Here is a 25906-nt window from a genome sequence, read left to right on the forward strand (position 1 = left end):
TCGGCGGCGAACGTTACATGAGGAGCGTCCCATGCATATTTTGCTGACCGGCGGTACCGGCTTGATCGGTCGCCAACTCTGCCAACACTGGCTGGCCCAGGGTCATCGTCTGACCGTGTGGAGCCGTCATCCTGAGGAAGTGGCGTCGCTGTGCGGCGCGCAAGTACTGGGCGTTGCGCGCCTGGAAGAGGTGATCGGCGCGGTAGATGCGGTGGTCAACCTGGCCGGCGCGCCCATCGCCGACCGCCCCTGGACTCACAAGCGCAAGGCGCTGTTGTGGAGCAGCCGCATCAGTCTTACCGAAACTTTGCTGGCCTGGCTCGAAGGCCTTGAGCAGAAACCGGCAGTGCTGTTGTCCGGTTCGGCGGTGGGTTGGTACGGCGACGGCGGCGAGCGCGAATTGACCGAAGCCAGTGGCCCGGTGCAGGACGACTTCCCCAGCCAGCTGTGCATCGCCTGGGAAGAAACCGCCCAGCGCGCCGAAGCCCTGGGCATCCGCGTGGTACTGGTGCGCACTGGTCTGGTACTGGCTGCCGAGGGCGGCTTTTTGTCGCGGTTGCTGCTGCCGTTCAAACTGGGGCTGGGCGGGCCTATCGGCAATGGCCGGCAGTGGATGCCGTGGGTGCATATCCAGGATCAAATTGCCCTGATTGATTTTCTTCTGCACAAGCAAGACGCCAACGGTCCTTATAATGCGTGCGCGCCGCACCCGGTGCGTAACCGCGAGTTCGCCAAGACCCTGGGCCAAGTGTTGCATCGCCCGGCATTCATGCCCATGCCGGCCTTCGCGTTGAAGGTGGGGCTGGGCGAGTTGTCGGGGTTGTTGTTGGGCGGCCAGAAGGCCGTACCGGAACGTTTGCTGGCGGCCGGTTTCACTTTCCAGTTCACTGAGTTGCGCGCGGCTCTGGACGACTTGTCCACCCGCCTCTAGAGATAGGATGTTGCATGACGGATCACGCGTTGTTACTGGTCAACCTGGGTTCACCGGCGTCCACTTCGGTGGCCGATGTGCGCAGCTACCTCAATCAGTTTTTGATGGACCCTTATGTGATCGACTTGCCATGGCCGGTGCGACGCCTGCTGGTGTCGCTGATCCTGATCAAGCGCCCAGAGCAGTCGGCCCATGCCTATGCATCGATCTGGTGGGACGAGGGCTCGCCGTTGGTGGTGCTCAGCCGTCGCCTGCAAGCGCAAATGACCGCGCAGTGGACCCAAGGCCCGGTGGAGTTGGCGATGCGTTACGGCGAGCCCTCCCTGGAAACCACCCTGACGCGCCTTGCCGCCCAGGGCATCCGCAAAGTCACGCTGGCGCCGTTGTACCCGCAGTTTGCCGACAGCACCGTGACCACGGTGATCGAAGAGGCCCAGCGCGTGGTGCGTGATAAGAAACTGGCTGTGCAGTTTTCGATCCTGCAGCCGTTCTACGATCAGCCGGAGTACATCGACGCATTGGCGGCGAGCGCGCGCCGCTATGTGGAACAGGATTACGATCACCTGCTGCTGAGTTTCCACGGCTTGCCCGAGCGCCACCTGACCAAGCTCGACCCCACCGGCCAGCATTGCTTCAAGGATGCCGACTGCTGCAAGAATGCCTCGCCTGAGGTGCTCGCCACCTGCTATCGCGCACAGTGCTTCAGTGTCGCCCGTGATTTCGCTGCGCGGCTGGGCTTGCCCGACGGTAAGTGGTCGGTGGCGTTCCAGTCGCGGCTGGGTCGCGCGAAATGGATCGAACCCTACACCGAGGCCCGCCTGGAGGCGCTGGCCCAGCAAGGTGTGAAAAAACTGCTGGTGATGTGCCCGGCGTTCGTCGCCGATTGCATTGAGACCCTGGAGGAAATCGGCGACCGCGGCCGCGAGCAATTCCGCGAAGCCGGGGGCGAGGACCTGATATTGGTGCCGTGCCTGAACGATGACCCGCAGTGGGCGGCGGCGCTCAATACCCTGTGCGAGCGCGCGCCGCAGCAACTGTAGGCGCGTTACAGATTGAGGGTCAGGCTGACCGTGAGGTTGCGCGGTTCGCCGGGGTTGACCCAGTAATTGCTGTAGGAGCGCTCGTAGTACTTTTCATCGAACAGGTTGTTGAGGTTCAGGCCCACCGTCACGTTTTGCGTTGCCTTGTAATGGGCCAGCAAATCGACGGTGTGGTAGGCGGGCAGTTCAAAGCTACCGCCGGCCTCACCCGAGCGATCCCCCACATAGGTGAACGCTGCGCCCATATCCGAGCCGCGCAAGGCGCCGTCCTGGAATTCATACACACCTAATAGACTGCCGCTGCGCTTGGCCACGCCGAGAATGCGGCTGCCCGTGGGAATTGTTTTGTCACCCTTGGTCACTTCGGCGTCGATATAGGCCAAGGCGCCGATCACGCGCACCGCGTCGGTCACTTGCCCGCTCAGCTGCAGGTCGAAACCCTGGCTGCGAGCCTTGCCCATGGCGCGGTTGGTATTGGTGGCCGGGTCCAGGGCCAGCACGTTTTCCTTTTCGATATGGAACGCGGCCAGGGTGGCGCTGAGGCGGTCGTCGTACAGTTCGCTCTTGATCCCCACTTCATAACCCACGCCTTCTTCAGGCTTGAAGGTTTTACCCGTGGCGTCCAGGCCGCTATTGGGCTTGAACGAGGTTGAAGCGTTGGCGAACACGCCGACCTCGGGCGTGAGCTGATAAAGCAGCCCGGCGCGCTGGGTGAGGGCGTCGTGGGTTTGTCGACTGGTTGGGGCGTTACGAGTGAAGTCGTCGAGGGTTTGTTCGAAGTGCTCGAAGCGCGCGCCAATCATGCCGCGCAAGCGCTCGGTGAAGATGATCTGGTCCTGCAGGTTCAACGCGTGGCTTTTAGTCTGCTCGAAGAAGTCAGTGCCGGAGCGAGCGCCATTGGGTTTGGGTTGGCCGTAGACCGGATTGTAGAGGTCTATGGGGTAGCTGCCCGCGATCGCAGTCACGCGTTCGCTCTTGCGGTAGTCCTCGTATTCGGTGCCCACCAGCAATTCGTGCTGCCAACTGCCGATGTCGAACAGGCCACGCAGTTCCAGCTGGGTAATGCTGTCATGCCAGCCCATGGAGCGTTCGCGGTAACGGCGATTGAGGGTATGACCGCCGGCATTCAGCGCCCGGTTTTCCGAAGCATCGCCCCATAGGCTGCCTTGTTTGTAGTGGCTGGCCAGGCGCAGTTTCCAGGCGTCGTTGAGGTGATGTTCGAGGGTCGCTTGCAGGCGGTTGTTGTGGTTGTCGATATCGCCGTCGTTGGGCTCGCCGAGGAACGTGCGGCGCGATACGCCGGGAGCGTCGACGATGCCGCGGTCGAAGGTAGAGCTGTGGCGCACGAATTCACTTTCCACCAGCAGGGTGGTATCCGGGTCCAATTGCCAGCTGAACGACGGCGCGACAAACACCCGCTTGCTGCCGACGTGATCGCGGAAACTGTGGTTGTCTTCCACCGCCAGGTTGACCCTCGACAGCACGTTGCCTTCGCTGGCTAGTGGGGTGTTGACGTCCAGTGCGGTGCGATAACGATCCCAACTGCCTGCGCTGGCTTGCAGGGTGGTGAAGGCCTCGGGTTGAGGTTTTTTGGTGACGATATTCACCGTGCCGCCGGGATCGCCGCGCCCGTAGAGGCTGGCGGCAGGGCCCTTGAGCACCTCGATGCGTTCGATATTGGCGGTGTCCGGCGTGCTCGGGTAGCCACGGTTGGCGCTGAAGCCATCCTGGTAGAACTCCGAGGTGGTGAAACCGCGCACGCTGTATTCGTACAGGGTCAGGCCGCCGAAGTTGTTTTGCTTGGACACCCCGCCGGCGAATTCCAGCGCGCGTTCCACGTTGGTACTGCCCAGGTCTTTGAGCACCGTGGCGGGAATCACGCTGATGGACTGTGGGATGTCACGCAGGGCCGTGTCGGTTTTGGTCGCGCTGGCGGATCGGGTGGCGCGGTAGCCCGTGACCGGGCCGGTGGCGGATTCATAAGCGTCGGTCGTGACGCTGATAGCTTCCAGTTCCAGGCGGTTGTCTTCGGCGAAGGCAGGGTCCAGCAGCAATCCCAGGGCCAGACCGGCCATGGGAGCGATTTTTCGAGACGGCATGAGAGAGCGTTCCAATGATTTAATTGAAACAATATAACATGCCTAATGAGAATGAATCGCTATGAGATGTCAGCTGGCAAGCGCCCGCGAACGGGCACCTGGGTGCGGCCGGTTATTCCTCTTCTTTTACCGGGGCTGGCGGTGGGCGCAGGCCGATCTCGGCTGACAACTTGATCTCTTTGCCATTGCGCATGACCTGAATTGCGACTTTATCCGTCGGTTTGATTCGCGCCACTTGGTTCATCGACTTGCGTCCGTCGCCGGCCGGTTCGCCGTTGATGCTCAGAATCACGTCACCCAATTGCAGGCCGGCCTTCTGCGCCGGGCCATCGCGGAAGATCCCCGCCACCACGATGCCTGGGCGCCCAGTCAGGCCGAACGATTCGGCCAGCTCTTTGGTCAACGGTTGCACTTCGATGCCCAGCCAGCCGCGAATTACCTGGCCGTGCTCGATGATCGACTTCATCACTTCCATCGCCAGCTTCACCGGGATCGCAAATCCGATGCCTTGCGAACCACCGGACTTGGAGAAAATCGCCGTGTTAATGCCGGTCAGGTTGCCATTGGCATCCACCAGGGCGCCGCCGGAGTTGCCCGGGTTGATCGCGGCATCGGTCTGGATAAAGTCTTCGTAGCTGTTAAGACCCAGTTGGTTACGCCCGGTGGCACTGATGATGCCCATGGTCACCGTCTGGCCAACCCCGAACGGGTTGCCGATGGCCAGTGCGACATCGCCCACGCGCAAGCCATCGGAACGGCCGAGGGTGATCGACGGCAGGTTCTTCAAGTCGATCTTCAGCACCGCCAGGTCCGTTTCCGGGTCACTGCCCACCACTCGGGCCAGGGTTTCGCGGCCGTCACGCAGGGCCACCACAATCTGATCGGCGCCACTGGTCACATGGTTGTTGGTGAGGATGTAGCCCTCAGGGCTCATGATCACCCCGGAACCCAGGCTGGACTCCATGCGCCGCTGCTTGGGCCCGTTGTCACCGAAATAGCGGCGGAATTGCGGGTCTTCAAACAGCGGATGCGCCGGTTTGTTGATGACTTTGGTGGTGTACAGGTTGACCACCGCCGGGGCGGCGATCACCACTGCGTCGGCGTAGGTCACCGGGCCTTGCACCACCGTGGTGGTCTGTGGGGCCTGTTGCAGGTTCACATCAAGGCTGGGTAAGCCCACCCACTGAGGGAAACGCTGAATGATCAGCATCGCGATCAGCACGCCGGCCAGCAATGGCCATCCAAAAAAACGCAGCGCCTTGAGCATCAAGTAAGTCCTGACAGGTTGCAGGGGGCGGGGGAGCGCCCATAATGTCGCGCATTATACGAGGCTGAGCGCGCCTCTGAACGGGATATTTAGGAGACTTTCATGGCCGTCCCCCTTACCACCCTCGTCGAGGAAGCCGACCGCTACCTCGGCAGTGCAAAAATTGCCGATTACTGCCCCAATGGCCTACAGGTCGAGGGTCGTCCGCAGGTGATGCGCATCGTCAGCGGCGTGACCGCCAGCCAGGCGCTGCTGGACGCCGCCGTCGAAGCCCAGGCCGACCTGGTGCTGGTGCACCACGGTTACTTCTGGAAAGGCGAAAACCCGTGCATCACCGGCATGAAGCAGCGTCGTCTGAAAACCCTGCTCAAGCACGACATTAGCCTGCTGGCCTACCACCTGCCGCTGGACCTGCACCCCGACGTCGGCAATAACGTGCAGCTGGCGCGCCAGTTGGATATCACCGTCGAAGGCCCGCTGGACCCGGACAACCTCAAGGTCGTCGGCCTGGTGGGCTCCCTCGCCGAGCCGCTATCCCCCCGCGATTTCGCTCGCCGCGTGCAGGACGTGATGGGCCGCGAGCCTTTGCTGATCGAAGGCAGCGAGATGATCCGGCGCGTCGGCTGGTGCACCGGCGGCGGCCAGGGCTATATCGACCAGGCGATTGCCGCGGGTGTCGACCTGTTCCTCAGCGGCGAAGCCTCCGAGCAGACCTTTCACAGCGCCCGCGAAAACGACATCAGTTTCATCGCCGCCGGCCATCACGCCACCGAGCGCTACGGTGTGCAGGCGCTGGGCGATTACCTGGCGCGGCGCTTTGCCCTGGAACATCTATTCATCGATTGCCCCAACCCGATCTGAACCACAACGCTGACCAGGATGGGGGAGGGGATGCCTGCTTTCACACAAACCTGACGGCATATTGATATATCGTTTCGGTCTAGCTGGCGCCCTAAATAGAAGAAGTTGCTGTGCTAGCATGCCTCGCTCGAACACGGCCCGCTGGCCGTCCATAAGATCGTTTTTCCGTGAGTAACCATGGTCGACAAACTGACGCATCTGAAACAGCTGGAGGCGGAAAGCATCCACATCATCCGCGAGGTCGCCGCCGAGTTCGACAACCCGGTGATGCTCTACTCGATCGGTAAAGACTCTGCCGTGATGCTGCACCTGGCACGCAAGGCGTTTTTTCCGGGCAAGCTGCCCTTCCCGGTGATGCACGTCGACACCCGCTGGAAATTCCAGGAGATGTACAAGTTCCGCGACAAGATGGTCGAAGAACTGGGCCTGGACCTGATCACCCACGTCAACCCGGACGGCGTGGCGCAGGGCATCAACCCATTCACCCACGGCAGCGCCAAGCACACCGACATCATGAAGACCGAGGGCCTCAAGCAGGCTCTGGACAAGCATGGTTTCGACGCAGCATTCGGCGGCGCCCGTCGCGATGAAGAGAAATCCCGCGCCAAAGAGCGTGTGTACTCGTTCCGCGACAGCAAACACCGCTGGGACCCGAAGAACCAGCGTCCGGAGCTGTGGAACGTCTACAACGGCAACGTCAACAAGGGCGAGTCGATCCGCGTGTTCCCGCTGTCCAACTGGACCGAGCTGGACATCTGGCAGTACATCTACCTGGAAGGTATCCCGATCGTGCCGTTGTACTTCGCTGCTGAACGTGAAGTGATCGAGAAGAACGGCACGTTGATCATGATCGACGACGACCGCATCCTCGAACATTTGTCCGACGAAGACAAAGCCCGCATCGTCAAAAAGAAAGTACGTTTCCGTACCCTTGGCTGCTACCCGTTGACGGGCGCGGTGGAGTCCGAAGCCGAGACGCTGACGGACATCATTCAGGAAATGCTCCTGACGCGAACTTCCGAGCGCCAGGGCCGGGTCATCGACCATGATGGCGCCGGCTCTATGGAAGATAAAAAACGTCAGGGTTATTTCTAAGGGGTTGTCATGTCGCACGCATCTGATTTGATCAGCGAGGACATCCTCGCCTACCTGGGCCAGCACGAGCGCAAGGAAATGTTGCGCTTCCTGACCTGTGGCAACGTCGACGACGGCAAGAGCACCCTGATCGGGCGCCTGCTGCACGACTCCAAGATGATCTACGAAGATCACCTGGAAGCCATTACCCGCGATTCGAAGAAGTCCGGCACCACCGGTGACGACATCGACCTGGCCTTGCTGGTCGACGGCTTGCAGGCCGAGCGTGAGCAGGGCATCACCATTGATGTGGCCTACCGCTACTTCTCCACCGCCAAGCGCAAATTCATCATCGCCGACACACCCGGCCATGAGCAGTACACCCGCAACATGGCCACCGGTGCGTCCACCTGTGACCTGGCGATCATCCTGATCGACGCACGCTACGGTGTGCAGACCCAGACCCGTCGCCACAGCTATATCGCCTCGTTGCTGGGCATCAAGCACATCGTGATTGCCGTCAACAAGATGGACATCAACGGCTTCGACCAAAGCGTGTTCGAGGCGATCAAGGCCGATTACCTGAAGTTCGCCGAAGGCATCGCGTTCAAGCCGAGCACCATGGCGTTCGTGCCGATGTCGGCGCTCAAGGGCGACAACGTGGTCAACAAGAGCGAGCGTTCGCCTTGGTACACCGGCCAGTCGTTGATGGAGATCCTCGAAACCGTCGAGATCGCCAACGACCGCAACTACACCGACCTGCGTTTCCCGGTGCAGTACGTCAACCGTCCGAACCTGAACTTCCGTGGGTTTGCCGGCACCCTGGCCAGCGGCATCGTGCACAAGGGCGACGAAGTCGTGGTGCTGCCGTCGGGCAAGAGCAGTCGCGTCAAATCCATCGTCACGTTTGAAGGTGAGCTGGAACACGCCGGCCCAGGCCAGGCTGTGACCCTGACCATGGAAGACGAAATCGATATCTCCCGTGGCGACCTGCTGGTGCATGCCGATAACGTGCCGCAAGTGGCCGACGCGTTCGACGCCATGCTGGTGTGGATGGCCGAAGAGCCGATGCTGCCGGGTAAGAAATACGACATCAAGCGCGCCACCAGCTATGTGCCCGGCTCCATTACCAGCATCGTGCACCGCGTGGACGTGAACACCCTGGCCGAAGGCCCGGCGAGTTCGTTGCAGTTGAATGAGATCGGCCGGGTCAAGGTCAGCCTCGACGCCGCCATCGCGCTGGACGGTTACGACAGCAACCGCACCACTGGCGCCTTTATCGTCATCGATCGCCTGACCAATGGCACCGTGGCGGCTGGCATGATCATCGCGCCACCGGTCAGCCATGGCAGTGCGTCGCACCACGGCAAGTTGGCCCATGTGGCAACCGAAGAGCGCGCCATACGCTTCGGCCAGCAACCGGCTACCGTGTTGTTCAGCGGTTTGTCGGGCGCCGGTAAGAGCACCCTGGCCTATGCGGTCGAGCGCAAGCTGTTCGATATGGGCCGCGCGGTGTTCGTGCTGGATGGCCAAAACCTGCGTCACGACCTCAACAAAGGGCTGCCGCAGGATCGCGCCGGGCGTACTGAAAACTGGCGGCGCGCGGCTCACGTTGCGCGTCAGTTCAACGAAGCCGGCCTGCTGACCCTGGCCGCGTTCGTCGCACCGGATGCCGAGGGTCGCGAGCAGGCCAAGGCGCTGATTGGCAGCGATCGCCTGTTGACGGTCTACGTGCAAGCATCGCCGCTGGTGTGCGCCGAGCGTGACCCGCAAGGTCTGTACGCCGCCGGTGGGGATAACATCCCGGGCGAATCCTTCCCGTACGACGTGCCGTTGAACGCCGATCTGGTGATCGACACCCAGGCCCTATCGCTGGAAGAGAGCGTCAAGCAAGTGCTGGAGCTGTTGCGCCAGCGCGGCGCGATCTAAGCTTCGCGCAATCAAATGTGGGAGGGGGCTTGCCCCCGATAGCGATGTACCAGTGACAGATGTACTGACTGACACACTGCTATCGAGGGCAAGCCCTCTCCCACCTTTTGATTATCGTTTGCCTGGGAAGTCTTTATGTAGCTTGTCCAGTAACGCATCCTTCTCTTCCCACAGCTGATTGATCCACCCCTGGAACGCCAGCCGATACTCCCCATCCTGCTCATAATTCCTGCCGATAAACTCGACCGGGATCTGCACCTCGTCAAACTGCACCACCACGTCCTTCACCTTCCCGCATAGCAAGTCCCAGTACCCAGGGCGCCCGGCGGGGTAGTGGATGGTTACGTTCACCAGTGACTTCAATTGCTCGCCCATGGCATCCAGTACAAATGCGATACCGCCGGCCTTGGGTTTGAGCAGGTAGCGAAACGGCGAGTTCTGCTGTGCGTGTTTGGCTGGCGTAAACCGCGTGCCCTCGGCGAAGTTGAAGATGCCCACCGGGTTGTCGCGAAATTTCTCACAGGTCTTGCGAGTGGTTTCCAGATCCTTGCCTTTCTTCTCCGGGTGTTTTTCCAAGTAGGCCTTGGTGTAACGCTTCATGAATGGAAAGCCCAGGGCCCACCACGCCAGTCCAATCACCGGCACCCAGATCAGTTCCTGTTTGAGGAAGAACTTCAGTGGGCGAATCCGACGATTGAGCACGTATTGCAGCACCATGATGTCGACCCAGCTCTGGTGGTTGCTGGTCACCAGATAGGAATGCTGATAATCCAGGCCTTCAAGGCCCTTCACATGCCAGCGCGTGCGCTGAACCAGGTTCATCCAGCCCTTGTTGTTGGTCACCCAGGCCTCATGGGTATGGTTCATCAGCCACTCGCTGAACCCCTTGGCGAAGGGCAGGGCCTTGAACAGCGCCACGACAAACAGGAACGAACACAACAGGATAGTGTTCAGCGCCAGCAACAGCGAGGCGATCACCCCGCGTACGGCGGCAGGTAGAAAATCCAGCATTTAGATATCCATAGGTCGATTGGCGGCTTGGATCGCGGTCAGCGCGATGGTGTACACGATGTCGTCGACCTGGGCGCCGCGCGGCAGGTCGTTGACCGGTTTGCGCAGGCCCTGAAGCATTGGCCCCAGGCTGACGCAGTCGGCGCTGCGCTGCACCGCTTTGTGGGTGGTGTTGCCGGTGTTCAGGTCCGGGAATACAAACACCGTAGCCTTGCCAGCGACCGGGCTGTTGGGCGCCAGTTGGCGGGCCACGGTTTCGTTGGCGGCGGCGTCGTATTGCAGCGGGCCGTCGATCAGCAGTGAACTCTGTTGCTCGTGGGCGAGCAGCGTGGCTTCGCGGACTTTCTCGACTTCTTCGCCGCTGGCCGAATCGCCGCTGGAGTAACTGATCATCGCCACCCGTGGCGTGATGCCGAACGCCTGCGCCGAGTCGGCGCTCTGCAGGGCGATTTCCGCCAGTTCGGCGGCGCTCGGGTGCGGGTTCATCACACAGTCGCCGTACACCAGCACCTGCTCGGGAAACAGCATGAAGAACACCGACGACACCAGCGTGCAACCGGGTGCGGTTTTAATCAGTTGCAAGGCCGGGCGGATGGTATTGGCGGTGGAGTGGATGACGCCGGACACCAGCCCGTCGACTTCATCCAGGGCCAGCATCATGGTGGCGATCACCACGGTGTCTTCCAATTGCTGCTCGGCCATCGGCGCATTGAGGCTCTTGCTCTTGCGCAGCGCCACCATGGGTTCGACATACCGCTCGCGGATCAGGTCCGGGTCGAGAATCTCCAGCCCTTCGGGCAGCTCGATGCCTTGGGCGCGGGCCACGGCTTCCACATCCGCCGGTTTGGCCAACAGCACGCAGCGCGCAATGCCTCGGGCCTGGCAGATAGCGGCGGCCTGTACGGTCAGCGGCTCGCTGCCTTCGGGCAAAACGATGCGCTTGTTGGCGGCCTGGGCGCGCTGGATCAATTGGTAGCGGAACACCGCCGGCGACAGGCGCATCTCCCGCGGCGTGCCGCAGCGTTGGTGCAGCCAACGCGCATCGAGATGGCTGGCGACGAAATCGGTAATGATCTCGGCGCGCTCGCGGTCATCGATGGGGATTTCCTTGTTCAGGTTGTTGAGCAGGTTGGCGGTTTCGTAGGAGCCGGTACTCACCGACAGCACCGGCAGCCCGGCCTGGAAGGCGCCGCGGCACAGGTCCATGATGCGCGGGTCGGGCAGGGTGTCGCTGGTCAGCAGCAACCCGGCCAGGGGTACGCCATTGATGGCGGCCAGGCTGACGGCCAGGATAATGTCGTCGCGGTCGCCGGGGGTCACCACCAACACGCCGGGCTTGAGCAGTTCCACGGTGTTACGCATGGTGCGGGCGCAGATGATGATGCGGGTCATGCGCCGGGTTTCGTAATCGCCGGCGTTGAGGATCTGCGCACCCATCAGGTCGGCGACGTCGCGGGTACGTGGCGCGTTAAGTTCTGGCTGATAGGGAATGCAGCCCAGCAGACGGAAATCACCGCTGCGCAACAACGGCGAATGCTCTTTCAGGCGCGCCGAGAAGGCCTCCATGCTTTCCTCGGTGCGTACTTTGTTGAGGATCACCCCCAGCACTTTCGGGTCTTTCGGCCCGCCGAACAGTTGCGCCTGCAACTCCACGCGGCCGGACAGCTCGGTGAGCACTTCGTTTTCCGGGGCGGACACCAGGATCACTTCCGCATCAAGGCTCTTGGCCAGGTGCAGGTTGACCCGTGCGGCATAGCTGGCGCTACGGGTCGGCACCATGCCCTCGACTATGAGCACATCCTTGCCCACGGCGGCCTGCTGATACAGCGTGATGATTTCTTCCAGCAGCTCATCGAGCTGGCCGTCGCCGAGCATCCGCTCTACGTGGGCCAGGCCCAACGGCTGTGGCGGCTTGAGGCCGTGGGTACGCGCCACCAGTTCGGTGGAGCGTTCGGGGCCGGTGTCGCCGGGGTGGGGTTGGGCAATTGGCTTGAAGAAGCCGACTTTCAGCCCGGCTCGTTCGAGGGTGCGCACCAGCCCGAGGCTGATGGAGGTCAGACCCACACCAAAATCGGTGGGCGCGATAAAAAAAGTCTGCATGCGAATTCTCTGGAGGTGCATGGCTTCGGTGGCGCTCTATGACTGAGGGCCTGCCGGGAATCAGGTGCCAAGGTTATCGCTATTCGTGGGCTTGCGCACACCAGCCGCAGGCAAAGCGCTGGCCTATTTTTTCACTGCGTTGCTGCGGGTCCAGTACCCAGGCGCGGGATTGCCAAGGCGGCTGGTGGCGCAGGTGCTGGGTGTGGCCGCAGGACAGCTCGGCCACCCAGTGCGCGCTGTCGTCCTGATGGAACGCGACGATGTAGGATGCCGTTGATCGGCCCCGTCCGTCCGGGTTCTGTTCGCTTTCGGGCAAATCCTTGTTTAGACTTGTCCGTTCTTCATTCTTATGCAAAAGGTCTCGCCCCATGACGATCGCCGCTAACAAGGCTGTCTCCATCGACTATACCCTCACCAACGACGCTGGTGAGGTCATCGACAGCTCAGCCGGCGGCGCGCCGCTGGTCTACCTGCATGGCGCAGGCAACATCATTCCTGGCCTGGAAAAGGCCCTGGAAGGCAAAGTAGTTGGTGATGAGCTGACCGTTGCCGTGGAACCTGAAGATGCCTACGGCGAATATTCCGCCGAACTGGTCAGCACCCTGAGCCGCAGCATGTTCGAAGGTGTTGATGAGTTGGAAGTGGGCATGCAGTTCCACGCTTCGGCGCCGGACGGCCAAATGCAGATCGTCACTATCCGTGACCTGGACGGCGACGACGTTACCGTCGACGGCAACCATCCCCTGGCTGGCCAGCGCCTGAACTTCCAAGTGAAGATCGTTGCCATCCGCGACGCTTCCCAGGAAGAAGTGGCCCACGGCCACGTCCACGGTGAAGGCGGTCATCACCATTGATCGTGGTTTGATCAATAGGTAGCAAAACGCCCCGACTGGTTCGGGGCGTTTTTTTGCCTGCATTTTTTGGTTGACCGGTTTCCAGTGGTGAGCGGGCTTTTTGTGGTGAGCGGGCTTGCCCCGCGCCGGGGCGCGAAGCGGCCCTAAAACCTGAGATTGGGTTCTGTCTGGAGGAACGCGTTGAATGTATTGGGGCTGCTGCGCAGCCCAGCGCGGGGCAAGCCCGCTCACCACCCCCCCCCGCTCACCACAAAAAAGCCGCACATCCCGCAGGGGGGGATTTTCAGGCCCCAACAAAAATGCCCCGGACCTTTCGGTACGGGGCATTTCTTAACTGTTACGCAACCTGGGTTGCGTTGCAGTTGTTACCACTTAGGCTGCTGCAGCAACGCTCAGAGCCTTGATGTGGCCATTCAGGCGGCTCTTATGACGAGCGGCCTTGTTCTTGTGGATGATGCCTTTATCGGCCATACGGTCGATAACTGGCACAGCCAGAACGTAAGCAGCTTGAGCTTTTTCAGCGTCTTTGGTGTCGATGGCTTTAACTACATTCTTGATGTAGGTACGAACCATGGAACGCAGGCTGGCGTTGTGGCTGCGACGCTTCTCAGCCTGTTTTGCACGTTTTTTGGCGGAAGGTGTGTTGGCCACCGTCGAGCTCCTCGAAAGACTTTTTAGGAAATAGCAAACAAAATAGGCCGCGAATCATGCCGATGACTTGATGGGTTGTCAAGGGCGGCTGATGCGAACTGCTGAGCGGTCGATCTGAAGAGGCGGGTGATTTATTTCCGGCGCTTGACCTGTAAACTCGCGAGCTTTGGCTCTGTGCTGTTGCAGGCGCGCAGTATCGCATAAGTAGGCGCACAGTTCGCCTGCTCTTTATCTATAGGCGCAAACTCTTTCGATGAATCTGCTCAAATCGCTGGCCGCCGTCAGCTCTATCACGATGATTTCCCGGGTTCTGGGGTTTGTGCGTGACACCCTGCTAGCGCGCATCTTTGGCGCCAGTATGGCCACGGATGCCTTCTTTATCGCCTTCAAATTGCCCAACCTGCTGCGGCGTATCTTCGCCGAGGGCGCCTTTTCACAGGCGTTCGTGCCGATTCTTGCGGAGTACAAGACCCAGCAGGGCGAAGAAGCGACGCGTACCTTTATCGCCTATGTTTCCGGGCTGCTCACCCTGGTACTGATGCTGGTGACTGCCCTGGGCATGCTGGCCGCTCCCTGGGTGATCTGGGCCACGGCGCCCGGCTTTGCCAATACCCCGGAAAAATTTGCGCTGACCACCGACCTGTTGCGCGTGACCTTTCCTTATATATTGCTGATCTCCCTGTCGTCCCTGGCCGGGGCGATCCTCAATACCTGGAACCGTTTCTCGGTGCCGGCCTTCGTGCCGACCCTGCTGAACGTGAGCATGATCATCTTTGCGCTGTTCCTCACGCCGTACTTCGATCCGCCGGTGATGGCGCTGGGCTGGGCGGTGCTGGCCGGCGGCCTGGCGCAATTGCTTTACCAACTGCCGCATTTGAAGAAGATCGGCATGCTGGTACTGCCGCGCCTGAACCTCAAGGACACCGGTGTTTGGCGTGTCATGCGCAATATGTTGCCGGCGATCCTTGGTGTATCGGTCAGTCAGATCTCGCTGATCATCAATACTGCGTTCGCCTCCCTGCTGGTGTCCGGCTCGGTGTCGTGGATGTACTACGCCGACCGCCTGATGGAATTGCCTTCCGGGGTGCTGGGGGTGGCGCTCGGCACGATCTTGCTGCCGACCCTGGCGCGCACCTACGCCAGTAAGGATCGCCAGGAGTATTCGCGCATTCTCGATTGGGGCCTGCGCCTGTGCTTTGTGCTGGTGCTGCCCTGTTCACTGGCGCTGGGGATTCTGGCCGAGCCGTTGACGGTCTCGTTGTTCCAATATGGTCAGTTCGACGCCCATGACGCGCAGATGACCCAACACGCGCTGATCGCCTACTCCGTCGGCCTGCTCGGCATCATCGTGATCAAAGTGCTGGCGCCGGGCTTCTATGCTCAGCAGAACATCCGCACGCCGGTGAAAATCGCAATCTTCACCCTGATCGTCACGCAACTGCTCAACTTGCTGTTTATCGGCCCGCTGGCCCATGCCGGCTTGGCCTTGGCAATCAGTGCCGGCGCCTGCATCAATGCCGGCCTGCTGTTCTATCAACTGCGCAAGCAGCAGATGTTTCAGCCGCAACCGGGCTGGGGGATATTCGCGATCAAATTGCTGGTGGCGGTAGGGGCGATGTCCGCCGTGCTGCTTGGCTTGATGCACATAATGCCCGCCTGGGATCAGGGCCATATGCTGGAGCGCTTTATGCGACTGGGTGTACTGGTGATCGCTGGTGTGGTGGTGTACTTCGGAATGTTGCTGCTGCAAGGATTCCGGCTGCGGGATTTCAATCGCAAGTCACTGAATTAGAGAGTTTGCCGCGATAAAACCGGTGTTTTATCGATTCGACCCATTTGGCCTGCGCTGTTGCCTGTCGTCCGGGGCAGTGTGTGGTTATAATCGACCACTTTATGAGCAAGAAGCGCGTTATGCAGCTGGTTCGAGGTCTCCACAACCTGCGCCCCCAGCATCGGGGCTGCGTCGCCACTATTGGCAACTTTGACGGTGTTCACCGTGGCCACCAGGCTATCCTGGCCAGGCTGCGCGAGCGTGCGGTCGAGTTGGGCGTGCCCAGCTGCGTGGTGATTTTTGAGCCCCAGCCGCGGGAGTTTTTCTCCCCTGAGACCGCGCCAGCTCGCCTGGCACGCCTGCGCGATAAACTGCAATTGCTGGCCGAAGAAGGTGTGGACCGCGTCCTCTGCCTGGCCTTCAACCAGCGTTTGCAAAGCCTCAGTGCCGCCGAGTTCGTCGACCGTATCCTGGTCGATGGCCTGGGTGTACAGCACCTGGAGGTCGGTGACGACTTCCGTTTCGGCTGCGATCGCGTCGGCGATTTCGAGTTTCTGCAACAGGCCGGCGTCAGCCAGGGGTTTACCGTTGAAGCTGCGCAAACCGTCGAACTGGATGGCCTGCGCGTGAGCAGCACCCAGGTGCGTAATGCCTTGGCCGCTGCCGACTTCGCGTTGGCCGAGCGTTTGCTCGGTCGCCCGTTCCGCATCGCCGGGCGGGTACTGCACGGCCAGAAGCTGGCGCGCCAATTGGGCACGCCGACCGCCAACGTGCAACTTAAGCGCCGCCGTGTGCCGCTGACCGGGGTTTATCTGGTCAGCGTCGACATCGACGGTCAATCGTGGTCCGGAGTCGCCAACATAGGCGTCAGGCCCACGGTTGCAGGTGATGGCAAGGCCCACCTGGAAGTTCATCTTTTGGATTTTGCCGGTGATCTGTATGACCGGCGTTTGACGGTGGTTTTCCACCAGAAGCTGCGTGAAGAGCAGCGTTTCGCCTCGCTTGAGGCGTTGAAAACGGCGATCAATGCGGATGTCGCCGCCGCCCGTGCACTAGCCGCACCTAGCGCCCATCGCTAACCGAAGAGCCTTAAATGACCGACTATAAAGCCACGCTAAACCTTCCGGACACCGCCTTCCCAATGAAGGCCGGCCTGCCACAGCGCGAACCGCAGATCCTGCAGCGCTGGGACAGTATTGGCCTGTACGGAAAGTTGCGCGAAATTGGCAAGGATCGTCCGAAATTCGTCCTGCACGACGGCCCTCCTTATGCCAATGGCACGATTCATATCGGTCATGCGCTGAACAAGATCCTCAAGGACATGATCATCCGTTCGAAAACCCTTTCGGGTTTCGACGCACCTTATGTTCCAGGGTGGGACTGCCACGGCCTGCCGATCGAACACAAAGTCGAAGTGACCCACGGCAAGAACCTGGGTGCCGACAAGACGCGCGAATTGTGCCGTGCGTACGCTACCGAGCAGATCGAAGGGCAGAAGTCCGAGTTTATCCGCCTGGGCGTGTTGGGCGACTGGGCCAACCCGTACAAAACCATGAACTTCAAGAATGAGGCCGGTGAAATCCGCGCCTTGGCCGAAATCGTCAAGGGCGGTTTCGTGTTCAAGGGCCTCAAGCCCGTGAACTGGTGCTTCGACTGCGGCTCGGCCTTGGCGGAAGCGGAAGTCGAGTACGAGGACAAGAAGTCCTCGACCATCGACGTAGCCTTCCCGATCGCCGACGAGGCCAAGCTGGCCGATGCGTTCGGCCTGGCCAGCCTGGCCAAGCCGGCTGCCATTGTGATCTGGACCACCACCCCGTGGACGATCCCCGCCAACCAGGCGTTGAACGTGCACCCGGAATTCACCTACGCCCTGGTGGACGTCGGTGATCGCCTGCTGGTACTGGCCGAGGAAATGGTCGAGGCCTGCCTGGCGCGCTACGAGTTGCAAGGTTCGGTGATCGCCACCACCACAGGTTCGGCGCTGGAATTGATCAACTTCCGTCATCCGTTCTATGACCGTCTGTCGCCGGTGTACCTGGCCGATTACGTCGAGCTGGGCTCGGGTACGGGCGTGGTTCACTGCTCGCCCGCCTACGGCGTCGACGACTTTGTGATCTGCAAGAAGTACGGCCTGGTCAACGATGACATCATCAATCCAGTGCAAAGCAACGGCGTCTATGTACCGTCGCTGGAGTTCTTCGGTGGCCAATTCATCTTTAAAGCTGACAAGGCCATCATCGACAAGCTGCGCGAAGTTGGCGCGCTTATGCAGACCGCGACTATCCAGCACAGCTACATGCACTGCTGGCGCCACAAGACCCCGCTGATCTACCGCGCCACCGCGCAGTGGTTTATCGGCATGGACAAACAACCGGTTGCCGGTGACACCCTGCGCAATCGTGCTCTCAAGGCCATCGAAGACACCGGCTTTATCCCGGCCTGGGGCCAGGCGCGCCTGCACTCGATGATCGCCAACCGTCCGGACTGGTGCATCTCCCGTCAGCGCAACTGGGGCGTGCCGATCCCGTTCTTCCTCAACAAGGAAAGCGGCGAGCTGCACCCGCGTACCGTCGAACTGATGGAAGAAGTGGCCCGGCGCGTTGAACAGGAAGGCATCGAAGCCTGGTTCAAACTGGACGCCGCCGAGCTGCTGGGCGACGAAGCGCCGCTGTACGACAAGATCAGCGACACACTCGATGTCTGGTTCGACTCGGGCACCACGCACTGGCACGTATTGCGCGGCTCGCATCCGATGGGCCACCAGAGCGGCCCGCGCGCCGACCTGTACCTGGAAGGCTCAGACCAACACCGTGGCTGGTTCCACTCGTCGCTGCTCACCGGTTGCGCCATCGACGACCACGCGCCTTACCGCGAACTGCTGACCCATGGTTTCACCGTCGACGAAAACGGCCGCAAGATGTCCAAGTCCCTGGGCAACGTGATCGCGCCGCAGAAAGTCAACGACACCCTGGGTGCCGACATCATGCGTCTGTGGGTGGCTTCTACCGACTATTCCGGCGAAATGGCCGTGTCGGAGCAGATCCTGCAGCGCAGCGCCGATGCCTACCGCCGTATCCGTAATACCGCACGCTTCCTGCTGTCGAACCTGAGCGGTTTCAACCCGGCCACCGACATCCTGCCGGCCGAAGACATGCTCGCCCTGGACCGTTGGGCCGTGGACCGTACCCTGTTGCTGCAACGCGAGTTGCAGGAACACTACGGCGAATACCGTTTCTGGAACGTCTACTCGAAGATCCACAACTTCTGTGTGCAGGAGTTGGGCGGTTTCTATCTCGACATCATCAAGGACCGCCAGTACACCACCGGCGCCAACAGCAAGGCGCGCCGTTCGGCGCAGACCGCGCTGTACCACATCTCCGAGGCGCTGGTGCGCTGGATCGCACCGATCCTGGCCTTCACCGCCGACGAACTGTGGGAGTACCTGCCAGGCGAGCGTAACGAGTCCGTAATGCTCAACACTTGGTACGAAGGCCTGACCGAATTGCCGGCCGACTTCGAGCTGGGTCGCGAGTATTGGGAAGGTGTGATGGCCGTCAAGGCTGCGGTGAACAAGGAGTTGGAGGTTCAGCGCGCGGCCAAGGCAGTCGGTGGCAACCTGCAAGCCGAAGTTACCCTGTTTGCCGAGGAAGGTCTGACCGCCGACCTGGCCAAACTGAGCAACGAGCTGCGCTTCGTGTTGATCACATCCACCGCGACCCTGGCGCCTTTCGCCCAGGCACCGGCGGATGCCGTGGCGACCGAAGTGCCGGGCCTGAAGCTCAAAGTGGTTAAGTCGGCGTTCGCCAAGTGCGCCCGTTGCTGGCACTGCCGTGAAGATGTCGGTGTGAACCCTCAGCATCCTGAAATCTGCGGTCGCTGCGTCGACAACATCAGCGGTGCCGGTGAGGTTCGCCACTATGCCTAACGCCGGCCGTTTCGGACGTCTGGGCTGGCTTGTCTTGAGTTTGCTGGTCCTGATCATCGACCAGGTCAGCAAGGCTCACTTCGAAAGCTCCCTGGAAATGTTCCAGCAAATCGTGGTGATCCCGGACTACTTCAGCTGGACACTGGCTTACAACACCGGTGCGGCGTTCAGCTTCCTTGCCGACAGTGGCGGTTGGCAGCGTTGGCTGTTTGCCCTGATCGCGGTAGTGGTCAGCGCGGTGCTGGTGGTCTGGCTCAAGCGCCTGGGTCGCGATGACACCTGGCTGGCTGTGGCCTTGGCCCTGGTGTTGGGCGGCGCGTTGGGTAACCTGTACGACCGCATTGCCCTGGGCCATGTGATCGACTTCATCCTGGTGCACTGGCAGAACCGTCATTACTTCCCAGCATTCAACTTTGCCGACAGCGCGATCACCGTCGGTGCAATCATGTTGGCGCTGGATATGTTTAAAAGTAAGAAAACCGGAGAGACCGTCAATGACTGATCAGGTATTGGCTGAGCAACGCATCGGCCAGAACACGGAAGTCACTTTGCATTTCGCACTGCGCCTGGAAAACGGCGACACGGTCGACAGCACGTTCGATAAGGCCCCGGCCACCTTCAAAGTCGGCGACGGCAACCTGCTGCCGGGTTTCGAGGCCGCCTTGTTCGGTTTCAAGGCTGGCGACAAGCGCACCCTGCAGATCCAGCCGGAAAATGCGTTTGGCCAGCCCAATCCGCAGAATGTGCAGATCATCCCGCGTTCGCAGTTCCAGGACATGGAGCTGTCTGAAGGCCTGCTGGTGATTTTCAACGATGCGGCTAATACAGAACTGCCAGGGGTCGTCAAGGCGTTCGATGACGCGCAAGTGACCATCGACTTCAATCACCCGTTGGCCGGTAAAACCTTGACGTTTGATGTGGAAATCATCGACGTTAAAGCTCTTTGATCAACGCCCCGATCTAGAATGTGTGAGGGAGCAATCTCCCTCCCACCTCTGACCTCAATTGTCAGTTCAGCAGCATCAACTCTGACCCAAACGCCAGGCACGAGGCACAGCATGCAAATCAAACTCGCCAACCCCCGTGGCTTCTGTGCCGGTGTGGATCGGGCGATCGAAATCGTCAACCGCGCTCTCGAAGTCTTCGGGCCACCGATCTACGTGCGCCATGAAGTGGTGCATAACAAGTTCGTAGTCGAAGACCTGCGCGCGCGCGGTGCCATCTTTGTCGAGGAACTCGACCAAGTGCCGGACGACGTTATCGTTATTTTCAGTGCTCACGGGGTTTCCCAGGCCGTGCGTAGCGAAGCGGCAGGTCGTGGACTGAAAGTCTTCGATGCAACGTGCCCATTGGTCACCAAAGTCCATATTGAGGTTGCGCGCTATAGCCGCGACGGCCGCGAGTGCATCCTGATCGGTCATGCCGGCCACCCGGAAGTCGAAGGCACCATGGGCCAGTACGACGCCAGCAACGGCGGCGCCATCTACCTGGTTGAGGACGAAAAAGACGTCGCCAATCTGCAAGTGCGCAACCCGGAACGCTTGGCATTCGTGACCCAGACCACTTTATCCATGGACGACACCAGTCGTGTCATCGATGCCTTGCGCACGCGCTTTCCAGCGATCGGCGGGCCGCGTAAGGATGACATCTGCTACGCCACGCAAAATCGCCAGGATGCGGTCAAGCAACTGGCCGATGAATGCGACGTGGTCTTGGTGGTCGGCAGCCCGAACAGCTCCAACTCCAATCGTCTGCGCGAGTTGGCCGAGCGCATGGCGACGCCCGCGTACCTGATCGATGGTGCCGAAGACATGCAGCGCAGTTGGTTCGATGGCGTCGAGCGTATCGGTATCACCGCAGGCGCCTCGGCGCCGGAAGTGCTGGTGCGCGGCGTCATCCAGCAGTTGCACGAATGGGGCGCGACCGGCGCCGATGAGTTGGCTGGGCGCGAGGAGAACATCACTTTCTCCATGCCCAAGGAGCTGCGGGTACGTTCGCTGCTCTGAGTGCCAGGGTGCCGGAATAACTCCGGCACAACGCCTGCTCGACGCTGTCGCTGCGCAGGCTGATACGGCCGCTGGGGGCCAGCACCACTTGGTGTAGGCTCTGTGTCTGGTCCGTGCCACATACATGTAATGTCCCTGCGCGGAACCCTCCGCCGGAAAATACCGGCTCGCCCATCCCGCTGAACCGTACCTGGCTCTTCACCGGCCCGTTACCGACGATGGCTACCCGTCCGGAGTCCTGTCGCTCCAGCAGCACCGGATTGTCCTCATCCAGAGGGCCACGCCCGCTGACATCCACAATCACGCGCCAGCCGTGACTCCAATCATTGTTCAACGCATGAACGACCACCGCCCGGTTTCGCGCGATGGCCTCGGTGCGTGCGAAACGCAGCCCACTCGCCAGGGATTGCGCGGCGCTTTGTTGCTGTTGTGACTCCAGCAACGTCTTGAGTCCGGGCGCTGTGAGATGGGCCAGGATGCCGCTGACGATCAGCCCCAGCAGCAGTTCGATCAGGGTGAAACCTCGTTGTTGCATAGGTTGTCCCTCCGTGGACGCGGTAGATATTTCAGGTGCAGCCAAAGGTATAGCGGCTGGATCTTGGCCTCGGATGATGGCCTTTATGTCCAAAGTATTTCCCTTTGTTCCGGGGACAGCGCGGGCAAAAAACCGACGCTAGTCTTGGGTCGCACAGCAGCTTTTGTCTGCTCTTTTCGGCCCTCGACACGGATGACGACGGTGATGCTTGCTCGCCCGAACATTTTTTTTGCACCTGCTTTATCTCGACGACAAACCGGCACGACCCTTATCGAAGTGTTGGTGGCGGTACTGATTCTCGCCGTGGGCTTGCTGGGCGCGGCGGTGATCCAACTCAACGCGCTTAAGTCCACGGACAGTTCGAGGATGAGCAGTCAGGCCAGCTTTATCGCTTACGACATGCTTGACCGAATCCGCGCCAATGCCGGCGCCGATTACGCATGGAGCCGCTCCGAGCGCGCTCCGGCCAGCACCGCGGGTGCCAGCGTGCGCGACCTGGACCTGCATGATTTTGAGGCCAATATTCTGAGCTTCGCCGGGGAGAGCGCCAAAGGCTCGGTGGCGATCAGTGCCAATGAGGTCACCGTGAGTATCAGTTGGGATGACAGCCGCGGTGCCGGCGCGGTTGGTGCGCGCGAAACGGTCACCCTGACCACTCGCATCGACAGCGATCCGGAGGGTGCACAATGAACCGAAGGTCGCGAGGTTTTACCCTGGTGGAGTTGCTGGTGGCCCTGACCTTGGGGCTGATGCTGGTGCTCGGGGTCAGTCAGGTGGCGATCAGTTCCCGAACGACCCACGCGAGCCAGCAGGCCGCCATGCTGTTGCAGGACGACGCGCGGTTCGCGCTTGGCAAGATGATCCAGGATATTCGTCAAGCCGGCATGTTCGGCTGCCTGGCTACCGCTCATATCGAACAGGCACCGCCGGCATTCGAACGGCCGATCAGTTGGAGCGCCGGCACTGATTCGAAGTCACTGACATTAGTTACCGCCAGCATCGGCGAAGGGAGTGGCAGGCCCGATTGGACAGTATTGTCTGACTGCACAGGTGCCGCCCAGGCCTACACCGGCCTCTCGCCTGCGCCCGGCCCTGGGCAGATTCGATTTGCGATTCGCCAACTCACTTACACCTTCGAGAACGGCCAGTTGAAGATCAGCACGCCGGCCGCACCGGCCAAAGCAGTACTGGTGGATAACGTTCAGGCGTTCGACATCAGTTTCGGCGTTGCCGCCAATGCCGTATCGGCACAGGTGGTGCGCTACGACGCAAGCCCTGCCGACGTGGCGTTGATTCGCAGCGTGCGCGTCCTCATGACGCTGCAAGACCCCTCCGGTCGGGTCAAGGCGCAAACCTACAGCGTCGTGGCGGCGCTACGAAACCGTCTGGGGTAGGGCTGTTATGCAGGGCGTATGGATGACTTATCGGCGGCAGTCAGGCATGGCGCTGCTATTGAGTCTGGTGTTTTTGCTGCTGTTATCGCTGATTGGCCTGTCCTCGATGCAAGGGGTGGTGGCCCAGCAAAAGATGGCCGCCAGTTTTTGGCATCGCAATCAGTCGCTGCAAAGTGCCGAGAGCGGTTTGAGACTCGGAGAGTGGAGCGTGCGGCGTAGTGGTGGGACGTTGCCGCAGTGCCAGTCAATCACCACCTGTGCGCCACCGGATGAAGCGTTTTCGGTGATCGCCGCAGGCACCCACCCGGTTTCAGCGGTGTCCTGGGTTGCCCTCAAAGGTGGGCTTTACGGCGTTCAGTTTCTAGGCATGGGGCGCGGGATCGCGCACTTGCCGCCGAATACAACGGCCGCGCTGTATCGAGTGACGGCAGTCGGCTGGAGCGGTCAGGCGCGCACGGTGCTGGAGAGCGTATATGCCCGGGTAGACGGGGAGGGAGGCCCGCGATTTCGGCGAGTGTCATGGCGACAACTTCTATAGGAGCAATGAGATGGGCATGGACACCCGAGGTTTTACCCTGTTGGAATTACTGATCGGCGTGGTGATCATCGCTCTTCTGGCTGGGATCGTTTACCCCGGTTATACGGCGCAGGTGAAAAAGGCCTACCGCGTACAAATCGTCGGCGTATTGACTGAGCAGGCGCAGCACCTGGAGCGGTTCTATGCGAAGAACGGTACTTTTATTGACGCAAGCGGCGTCAGTGCCGGCGATGATCGCTATAGAATCTCCGTCGCATTGAACCCTCAGGATTTCCGTTTGCTGGCTACGCCTGTGGCTGGCTCGATCATGGACGGCGACGCCTGTGGCGAGTTCAGCCTGACCAGTACCGGCGCACGCAGCAATCCAGGCGCGGCGCCGGAGATGTCACGCCAGGCGTGCTGGGGGCAATGATGCGAATGCTGGATCACTGGGCGTCGGTGGCGCTTGTTCCTTTTTATCGATTGGATCGAATGATGGCTAAGCAAGAGCAAGTGGTGATTGTCGGTGGCGGAGTCATCGGCTTGTTGACGGCGTTCAACCTGGCGACCCAAGGGCAGGCGGTAGTGCTGCTGGAGCGCGCCGGGGTTGGGCAGGAGTCGTCCTGGGCTGGCGGGGGTATCGTTTCGCCGCTGTATCCGTGGCGCTATAGCCCAGCGGTCACCGCGTTGGCGCATTGGTCCCAAGATTTTTACCCGCAATTGGCCGAGCACCTGTTTGTCACCACCGGTGTCGACCCGCAGGTGCATACCACTGGTTTGTACTGGTTAGATCTGGACGATGAGCCCGAAGCGCTGGCCTGGGCTGTCCGCGAGGGACGTCCCTTAAGCAAGGTGGATATATCAGTCGCCCATGATGCTGTTCCGGTGTTGGGGGGTGGGTACTCGCAAGCGATCTTTATGGCCAACGTGGCCAATGTGCGTAACCCGCGCCTGGTCAAATCCCTCAAGGCTGCGCTGTTGGCATTGCCTGGTGTGACGATTCGCGAGCAGTGTGTGGTGACGGGGTTTGCGGTAGAGAACGGCCGTGTGGTGGGGGTGAATACGGCTGAAGGACCGATCCTGGGTGATCAGGTGGTGCTGGCGGCAGGGGCGTGGAGCGGTGATCTGCTCGGTACGCTCGGCTTATCGCTGCCGGTGGAACCGGTCAAAGGTCAGATGATTCTCTACAAGTGTGATTCGAACTTTCTGTCGAGCATGGTCCTCGCCAAGGGCCGTTATGCGATTCCGCGACGGGACGGGCATATTCTGATCGGCAGCACTCTGGAACACGAAGGCTTCGATAAAACGCCCACCGAGACCGCATTGGAAAGCCTGAAGGCTTCTGCTGTCGAGCTGATTCCTGCCCTGGCCCATGCTGAAGTGGTGGGGCACTGGGCCGGTTTGCGGCCGGGGTCGCCGGAAGGTATTCCCTATATAGGCCCGGTGCCTGGGTTCAAAGGTTTATGGCTCAACTGCGGGCATTACCGCAACGGTCTGGTCTTGGCGCCAGCGTCCTGTCAGCTGTTCGCCGACCTGCTGCTAGGCAATAAGCCGATTATTGACCCGGCGCCTTATGCGCCAGAAGGTCGAATCAACGCTGGATAGACTTTGGCCCCTGCTCCAAATGCGCCTGGGTGCAATACCACTCCTGGCGCAGCCGCAAGGCGCGATCCTGCGGCAGGTGCACGCCGCAGTGAGCGCAGCGCACCATCAGCGCGGCATCGGGCTCGTTGGCGCGCTGCTGCTTGGTGGCCGGGCTTTTGAACTTGCGCCAGAACCATACCGCGGCGGCAATAACGGCTATCCAGAACAAAAGACGTAGCATGATGGGCAGATTCTCGACAAGGAATGCGCCAGTTTAGCCAAGGACGTGGCAGGCGCACAGAGCAATAATGCTGCCCATGAAAAAGGGAGCCACTAGAGGCTCCCTTTAGGTGTTGT

Annotated in this window: 25 protein-coding genes; 17 read left to right on the top strand and 8 right to left on the bottom strand. The window is 60.7% G+C overall.

The window, feature by feature from the left end; translation table 11 throughout:
- The first annotated feature begins 31 nt into the window (after positions 1 to 31).
- Both YA0848_RS16460 and hemH read left to right on the top strand, forming a co-directional pair.
- Positions 32 to 931 carry a TIGR01777 family oxidoreductase gene (locus tag YA0848_RS16460; protein WP_184316436.1) on the top strand — a complete coding sequence of 300 codons (900 nt, stop codon included), beginning with the start codon at positions 32 to 34 and terminating at the stop codon, positions 929 to 931.
- 14 nt (positions 932 to 945) lie between these two features.
- Entirely contained in the window at positions 946 to 1971 is a 1026-nt protein-coding gene (gene hemH / locus YA0848_RS16465) for a ferrochelatase (RefSeq protein WP_034095803.1), read from the top strand.
- A gap of 5 nt (positions 1972 to 1976) precedes the next feature.
- On the opposite strand, the gene YA0848_RS16470 is transcribed toward hemH, so the two are convergent.
- Both YA0848_RS16470 and algW read right to left on the bottom strand, forming a co-directional pair.
- The gene (locus YA0848_RS16470) at positions 1977 to 4070 is read right to left on the bottom strand and encodes a TonB-dependent siderophore receptor (protein WP_269835997.1); all 2094 of its coding nucleotides are present in this window, start codon (positions 4068 to 4070) and stop codon (positions 1977 to 1979) included.
- 112 nt (positions 4071 to 4182) lie between these two features.
- Positions 4183 to 5337 carry a Do family serine endopeptidase AlgW gene (algW, locus tag YA0848_RS16475; RefSeq protein WP_034095805.1) on the bottom strand — a complete coding sequence of 385 codons (1155 nt, stop codon included), beginning with the start codon at positions 5335 to 5337 and terminating at the stop codon, positions 4183 to 4185.
- Between the two features lie 102 nt (positions 5338 to 5439).
- Here algW and YA0848_RS16480 point away from each other — a divergent pair, with 102 nt between their 5' ends.
- From YA0848_RS16480 to cysN, 3 genes are all read left to right on the top strand, one after another.
- Positions 5440 to 6198, top strand: a complete 759-nt coding sequence (locus YA0848_RS16480) for a Nif3-like dinuclear metal center hexameric protein (protein ID WP_034095806.1) — start codon at positions 5440 to 5442, stop codon at positions 6196 to 6198.
- Between the two features lie 177 nt (positions 6199 to 6375).
- A complete protein-coding gene (cysD, locus tag YA0848_RS16485) occupies positions 6376 to 7293 on the top strand; it encodes a sulfate adenylyltransferase subunit CysD (RefSeq protein ID WP_005784641.1) in 918 nt (305 codons plus the stop codon).
- 9 nt (positions 7294 to 7302) lie between these two features.
- Positions 7303 to 9201, top strand: a complete 1899-nt coding sequence (cysN, locus tag YA0848_RS16490; RefSeq protein ID WP_034095807.1) for a sulfate adenylyltransferase subunit CysN — start codon at positions 7303 to 7305, stop codon at positions 9199 to 9201.
- Between the two features lie 111 nt (positions 9202 to 9312).
- Here cysN and YA0848_RS16495 read toward each other — a convergent pair whose 3' ends face one another.
- The 3 genes from YA0848_RS16495 to YA0848_RS16505 all read right to left on the bottom strand — a co-directional run bounded on the left by YA0848_RS16495 (position 9313) and on the right by YA0848_RS16505 (position 12682).
- On the bottom strand, positions 9313 to 10212 hold the full coding sequence (locus YA0848_RS16495) for an acyltransferase (RefSeq protein WP_169903783.1): 900 nt from the start codon (positions 10210 to 10212) through the stop codon (positions 9313 to 9315).
- Positions 10213 to 12312: a phosphate acetyltransferase gene (gene pta, locus YA0848_RS16500; RefSeq protein WP_047881676.1), complete on the bottom strand. Its 2100-nt coding sequence runs from the start codon at positions 12310 to 12312 to the stop codon at positions 10213 to 10215.
- 79 nt (positions 12313 to 12391) lie between these two features.
- The gene (locus tag YA0848_RS16505; protein WP_099313219.1) at positions 12392 to 12682 is read right to left on the bottom strand and encodes a DUF3565 domain-containing protein; all 291 of its coding nucleotides are present in this window, start codon (positions 12680 to 12682) and stop codon (positions 12392 to 12394) included.
- Between YA0848_RS16505 and YA0848_RS16510 the strand changes: the two genes are divergently transcribed.
- Complete coding sequence (locus tag YA0848_RS16510) at positions 12681 to 13166, top strand: FKBP-type peptidyl-prolyl cis-trans isomerase (RefSeq protein ID WP_040267216.1); 486 nt, start codon at positions 12681 to 12683, stop codon at positions 13164 to 13166. The genes YA0848_RS16505 and YA0848_RS16510 overlap by 2 nt on opposite strands.
- A gap of 372 nt (positions 13167 to 13538) precedes the next feature.
- On the opposite strand, the gene rpsT is transcribed toward YA0848_RS16510, so the two are convergent.
- Positions 13539 to 13817, bottom strand: a complete 279-nt coding sequence (rpsT, locus tag YA0848_RS16515) for a 30S ribosomal protein S20 (protein ID WP_016976313.1) — start codon at positions 13815 to 13817, stop codon at positions 13539 to 13541.
- A gap of 253 nt (positions 13818 to 14070) precedes the next feature.
- On the opposite strand from rpsT, the gene murJ reads away from it, so the two are divergent.
- The 6 genes from murJ (at position 14071) to ispH (ending at position 21519) form a co-directional block, all read left to right on the top strand.
- The gene (murJ, locus tag YA0848_RS16520; protein WP_034111708.1) at positions 14071 to 15609 is read left to right on the top strand and encodes a murein biosynthesis integral membrane protein MurJ; all 1539 of its coding nucleotides are present in this window, start codon (positions 14071 to 14073) and stop codon (positions 15607 to 15609) included.
- A gap of 119 nt (positions 15610 to 15728) precedes the next feature.
- Complete coding sequence (gene ribF, locus YA0848_RS16525; protein WP_034095812.1) at positions 15729 to 16667, top strand: bifunctional riboflavin kinase/FAD synthetase; 939 nt, start codon at positions 15729 to 15731, stop codon at positions 16665 to 16667.
- A 14-nt stretch (positions 16668 to 16681) separates the two neighbouring features.
- Positions 16682 to 19513: an isoleucine--tRNA ligase gene (ileS, locus tag YA0848_RS16530; protein ID WP_047881675.1), complete on the top strand. Its 2832-nt coding sequence runs from the start codon at positions 16682 to 16684 to the stop codon at positions 19511 to 19513.
- Complete coding sequence (lspA, locus tag YA0848_RS16535; protein WP_034095814.1) at positions 19506 to 20015, top strand: signal peptidase II; 510 nt, start codon at positions 19506 to 19508, stop codon at positions 20013 to 20015. The genes ileS and lspA overlap by 8 nt, the downstream gene beginning before the upstream one ends.
- 7 nt (positions 20016 to 20022) lie before the next feature.
- Positions 20023 to 20460: an FKBP-type peptidyl-prolyl cis-trans isomerase gene (gene fkpB, locus YA0848_RS16540; RefSeq protein ID WP_169868004.1), complete on the top strand. Its 438-nt coding sequence runs from the start codon at positions 20023 to 20025 to the stop codon at positions 20458 to 20460.
- Positions 20461 to 20571: 111 nt separating this feature from the next.
- Complete coding sequence (ispH, locus tag YA0848_RS16545) at positions 20572 to 21519, top strand: 4-hydroxy-3-methylbut-2-enyl diphosphate reductase (protein ID WP_034095816.1); 948 nt, start codon at positions 20572 to 20574, stop codon at positions 21517 to 21519.
- Here ispH and YA0848_RS16550 read toward each other — a convergent pair.
- Positions 21473 to 22054, bottom strand: coding sequence for a GspH/FimT family pseudopilin (locus YA0848_RS16550; RefSeq protein WP_040267219.1), 582 nt, complete (start codon positions 22052 to 22054; stop codon positions 21473 to 21475). The two genes, ispH and YA0848_RS16550, sit on opposite strands and share 47 nt — an antisense overlap.
- A gap of 204 nt (positions 22055 to 22258) precedes the next feature.
- Between YA0848_RS16550 and pilV the strand changes: the two genes are divergently transcribed.
- From pilV to thiO, 5 genes are all read left to right on the top strand, one after another.
- The gene (pilV, locus tag YA0848_RS16555) at positions 22259 to 22744 is read left to right on the top strand and encodes a type IV pilus modification protein PilV (protein WP_034111710.1); all 486 of its coding nucleotides are present in this window, start codon (positions 22259 to 22261) and stop codon (positions 22742 to 22744) included.
- A complete protein-coding gene (locus tag YA0848_RS16560) occupies positions 22741 to 23448 on the top strand; it encodes a PilW family protein (protein WP_099313217.1) in 708 nt (235 codons plus the stop codon). Before pilV ends, YA0848_RS16560 begins: the two co-directional genes overlap by 4 nt.
- Before the next feature lie 46 nt (positions 23449 to 23494).
- Complete coding sequence (locus YA0848_RS16565; RefSeq protein WP_047881671.1) at positions 23495 to 23986, top strand: pilus assembly PilX family protein; 492 nt, start codon at positions 23495 to 23497, stop codon at positions 23984 to 23986.
- Between the two features lie 10 nt (positions 23987 to 23996).
- Positions 23997 to 24398, top strand: a complete 402-nt coding sequence (locus tag YA0848_RS16570) for a type IV pilin protein (protein ID WP_034095820.1) — start codon at positions 23997 to 23999, stop codon at positions 24396 to 24398.
- A 62-nt stretch (positions 24399 to 24460) separates the two neighbouring features.
- Positions 24461 to 25570 carry a glycine oxidase ThiO gene (thiO, locus tag YA0848_RS16575; protein WP_169903784.1) on the top strand — a complete coding sequence of 370 codons (1110 nt, stop codon included), beginning with the start codon at positions 24461 to 24463 and terminating at the stop codon, positions 25568 to 25570.
- Here thiO and YA0848_RS16580 read toward each other — a convergent pair.
- Positions 25557 to 25790, bottom strand: a complete 234-nt coding sequence (locus tag YA0848_RS16580) for a PP0621 family protein (protein WP_034095822.1) — start codon at positions 25788 to 25790, stop codon at positions 25557 to 25559. The genes thiO and YA0848_RS16580 overlap by 14 nt on opposite strands.
- Positions 25791 to 25906: the final 116 nt, after the last annotated feature.

Source organism: Pseudomonas sp. S4_EA_1b (assembly GCF_016307435.1).
Classification (GTDB): Bacteria; Pseudomonadota; Gammaproteobacteria; order Pseudomonadales; family Pseudomonadaceae; genus Aquipseudomonas; species Aquipseudomonas rhodesiae.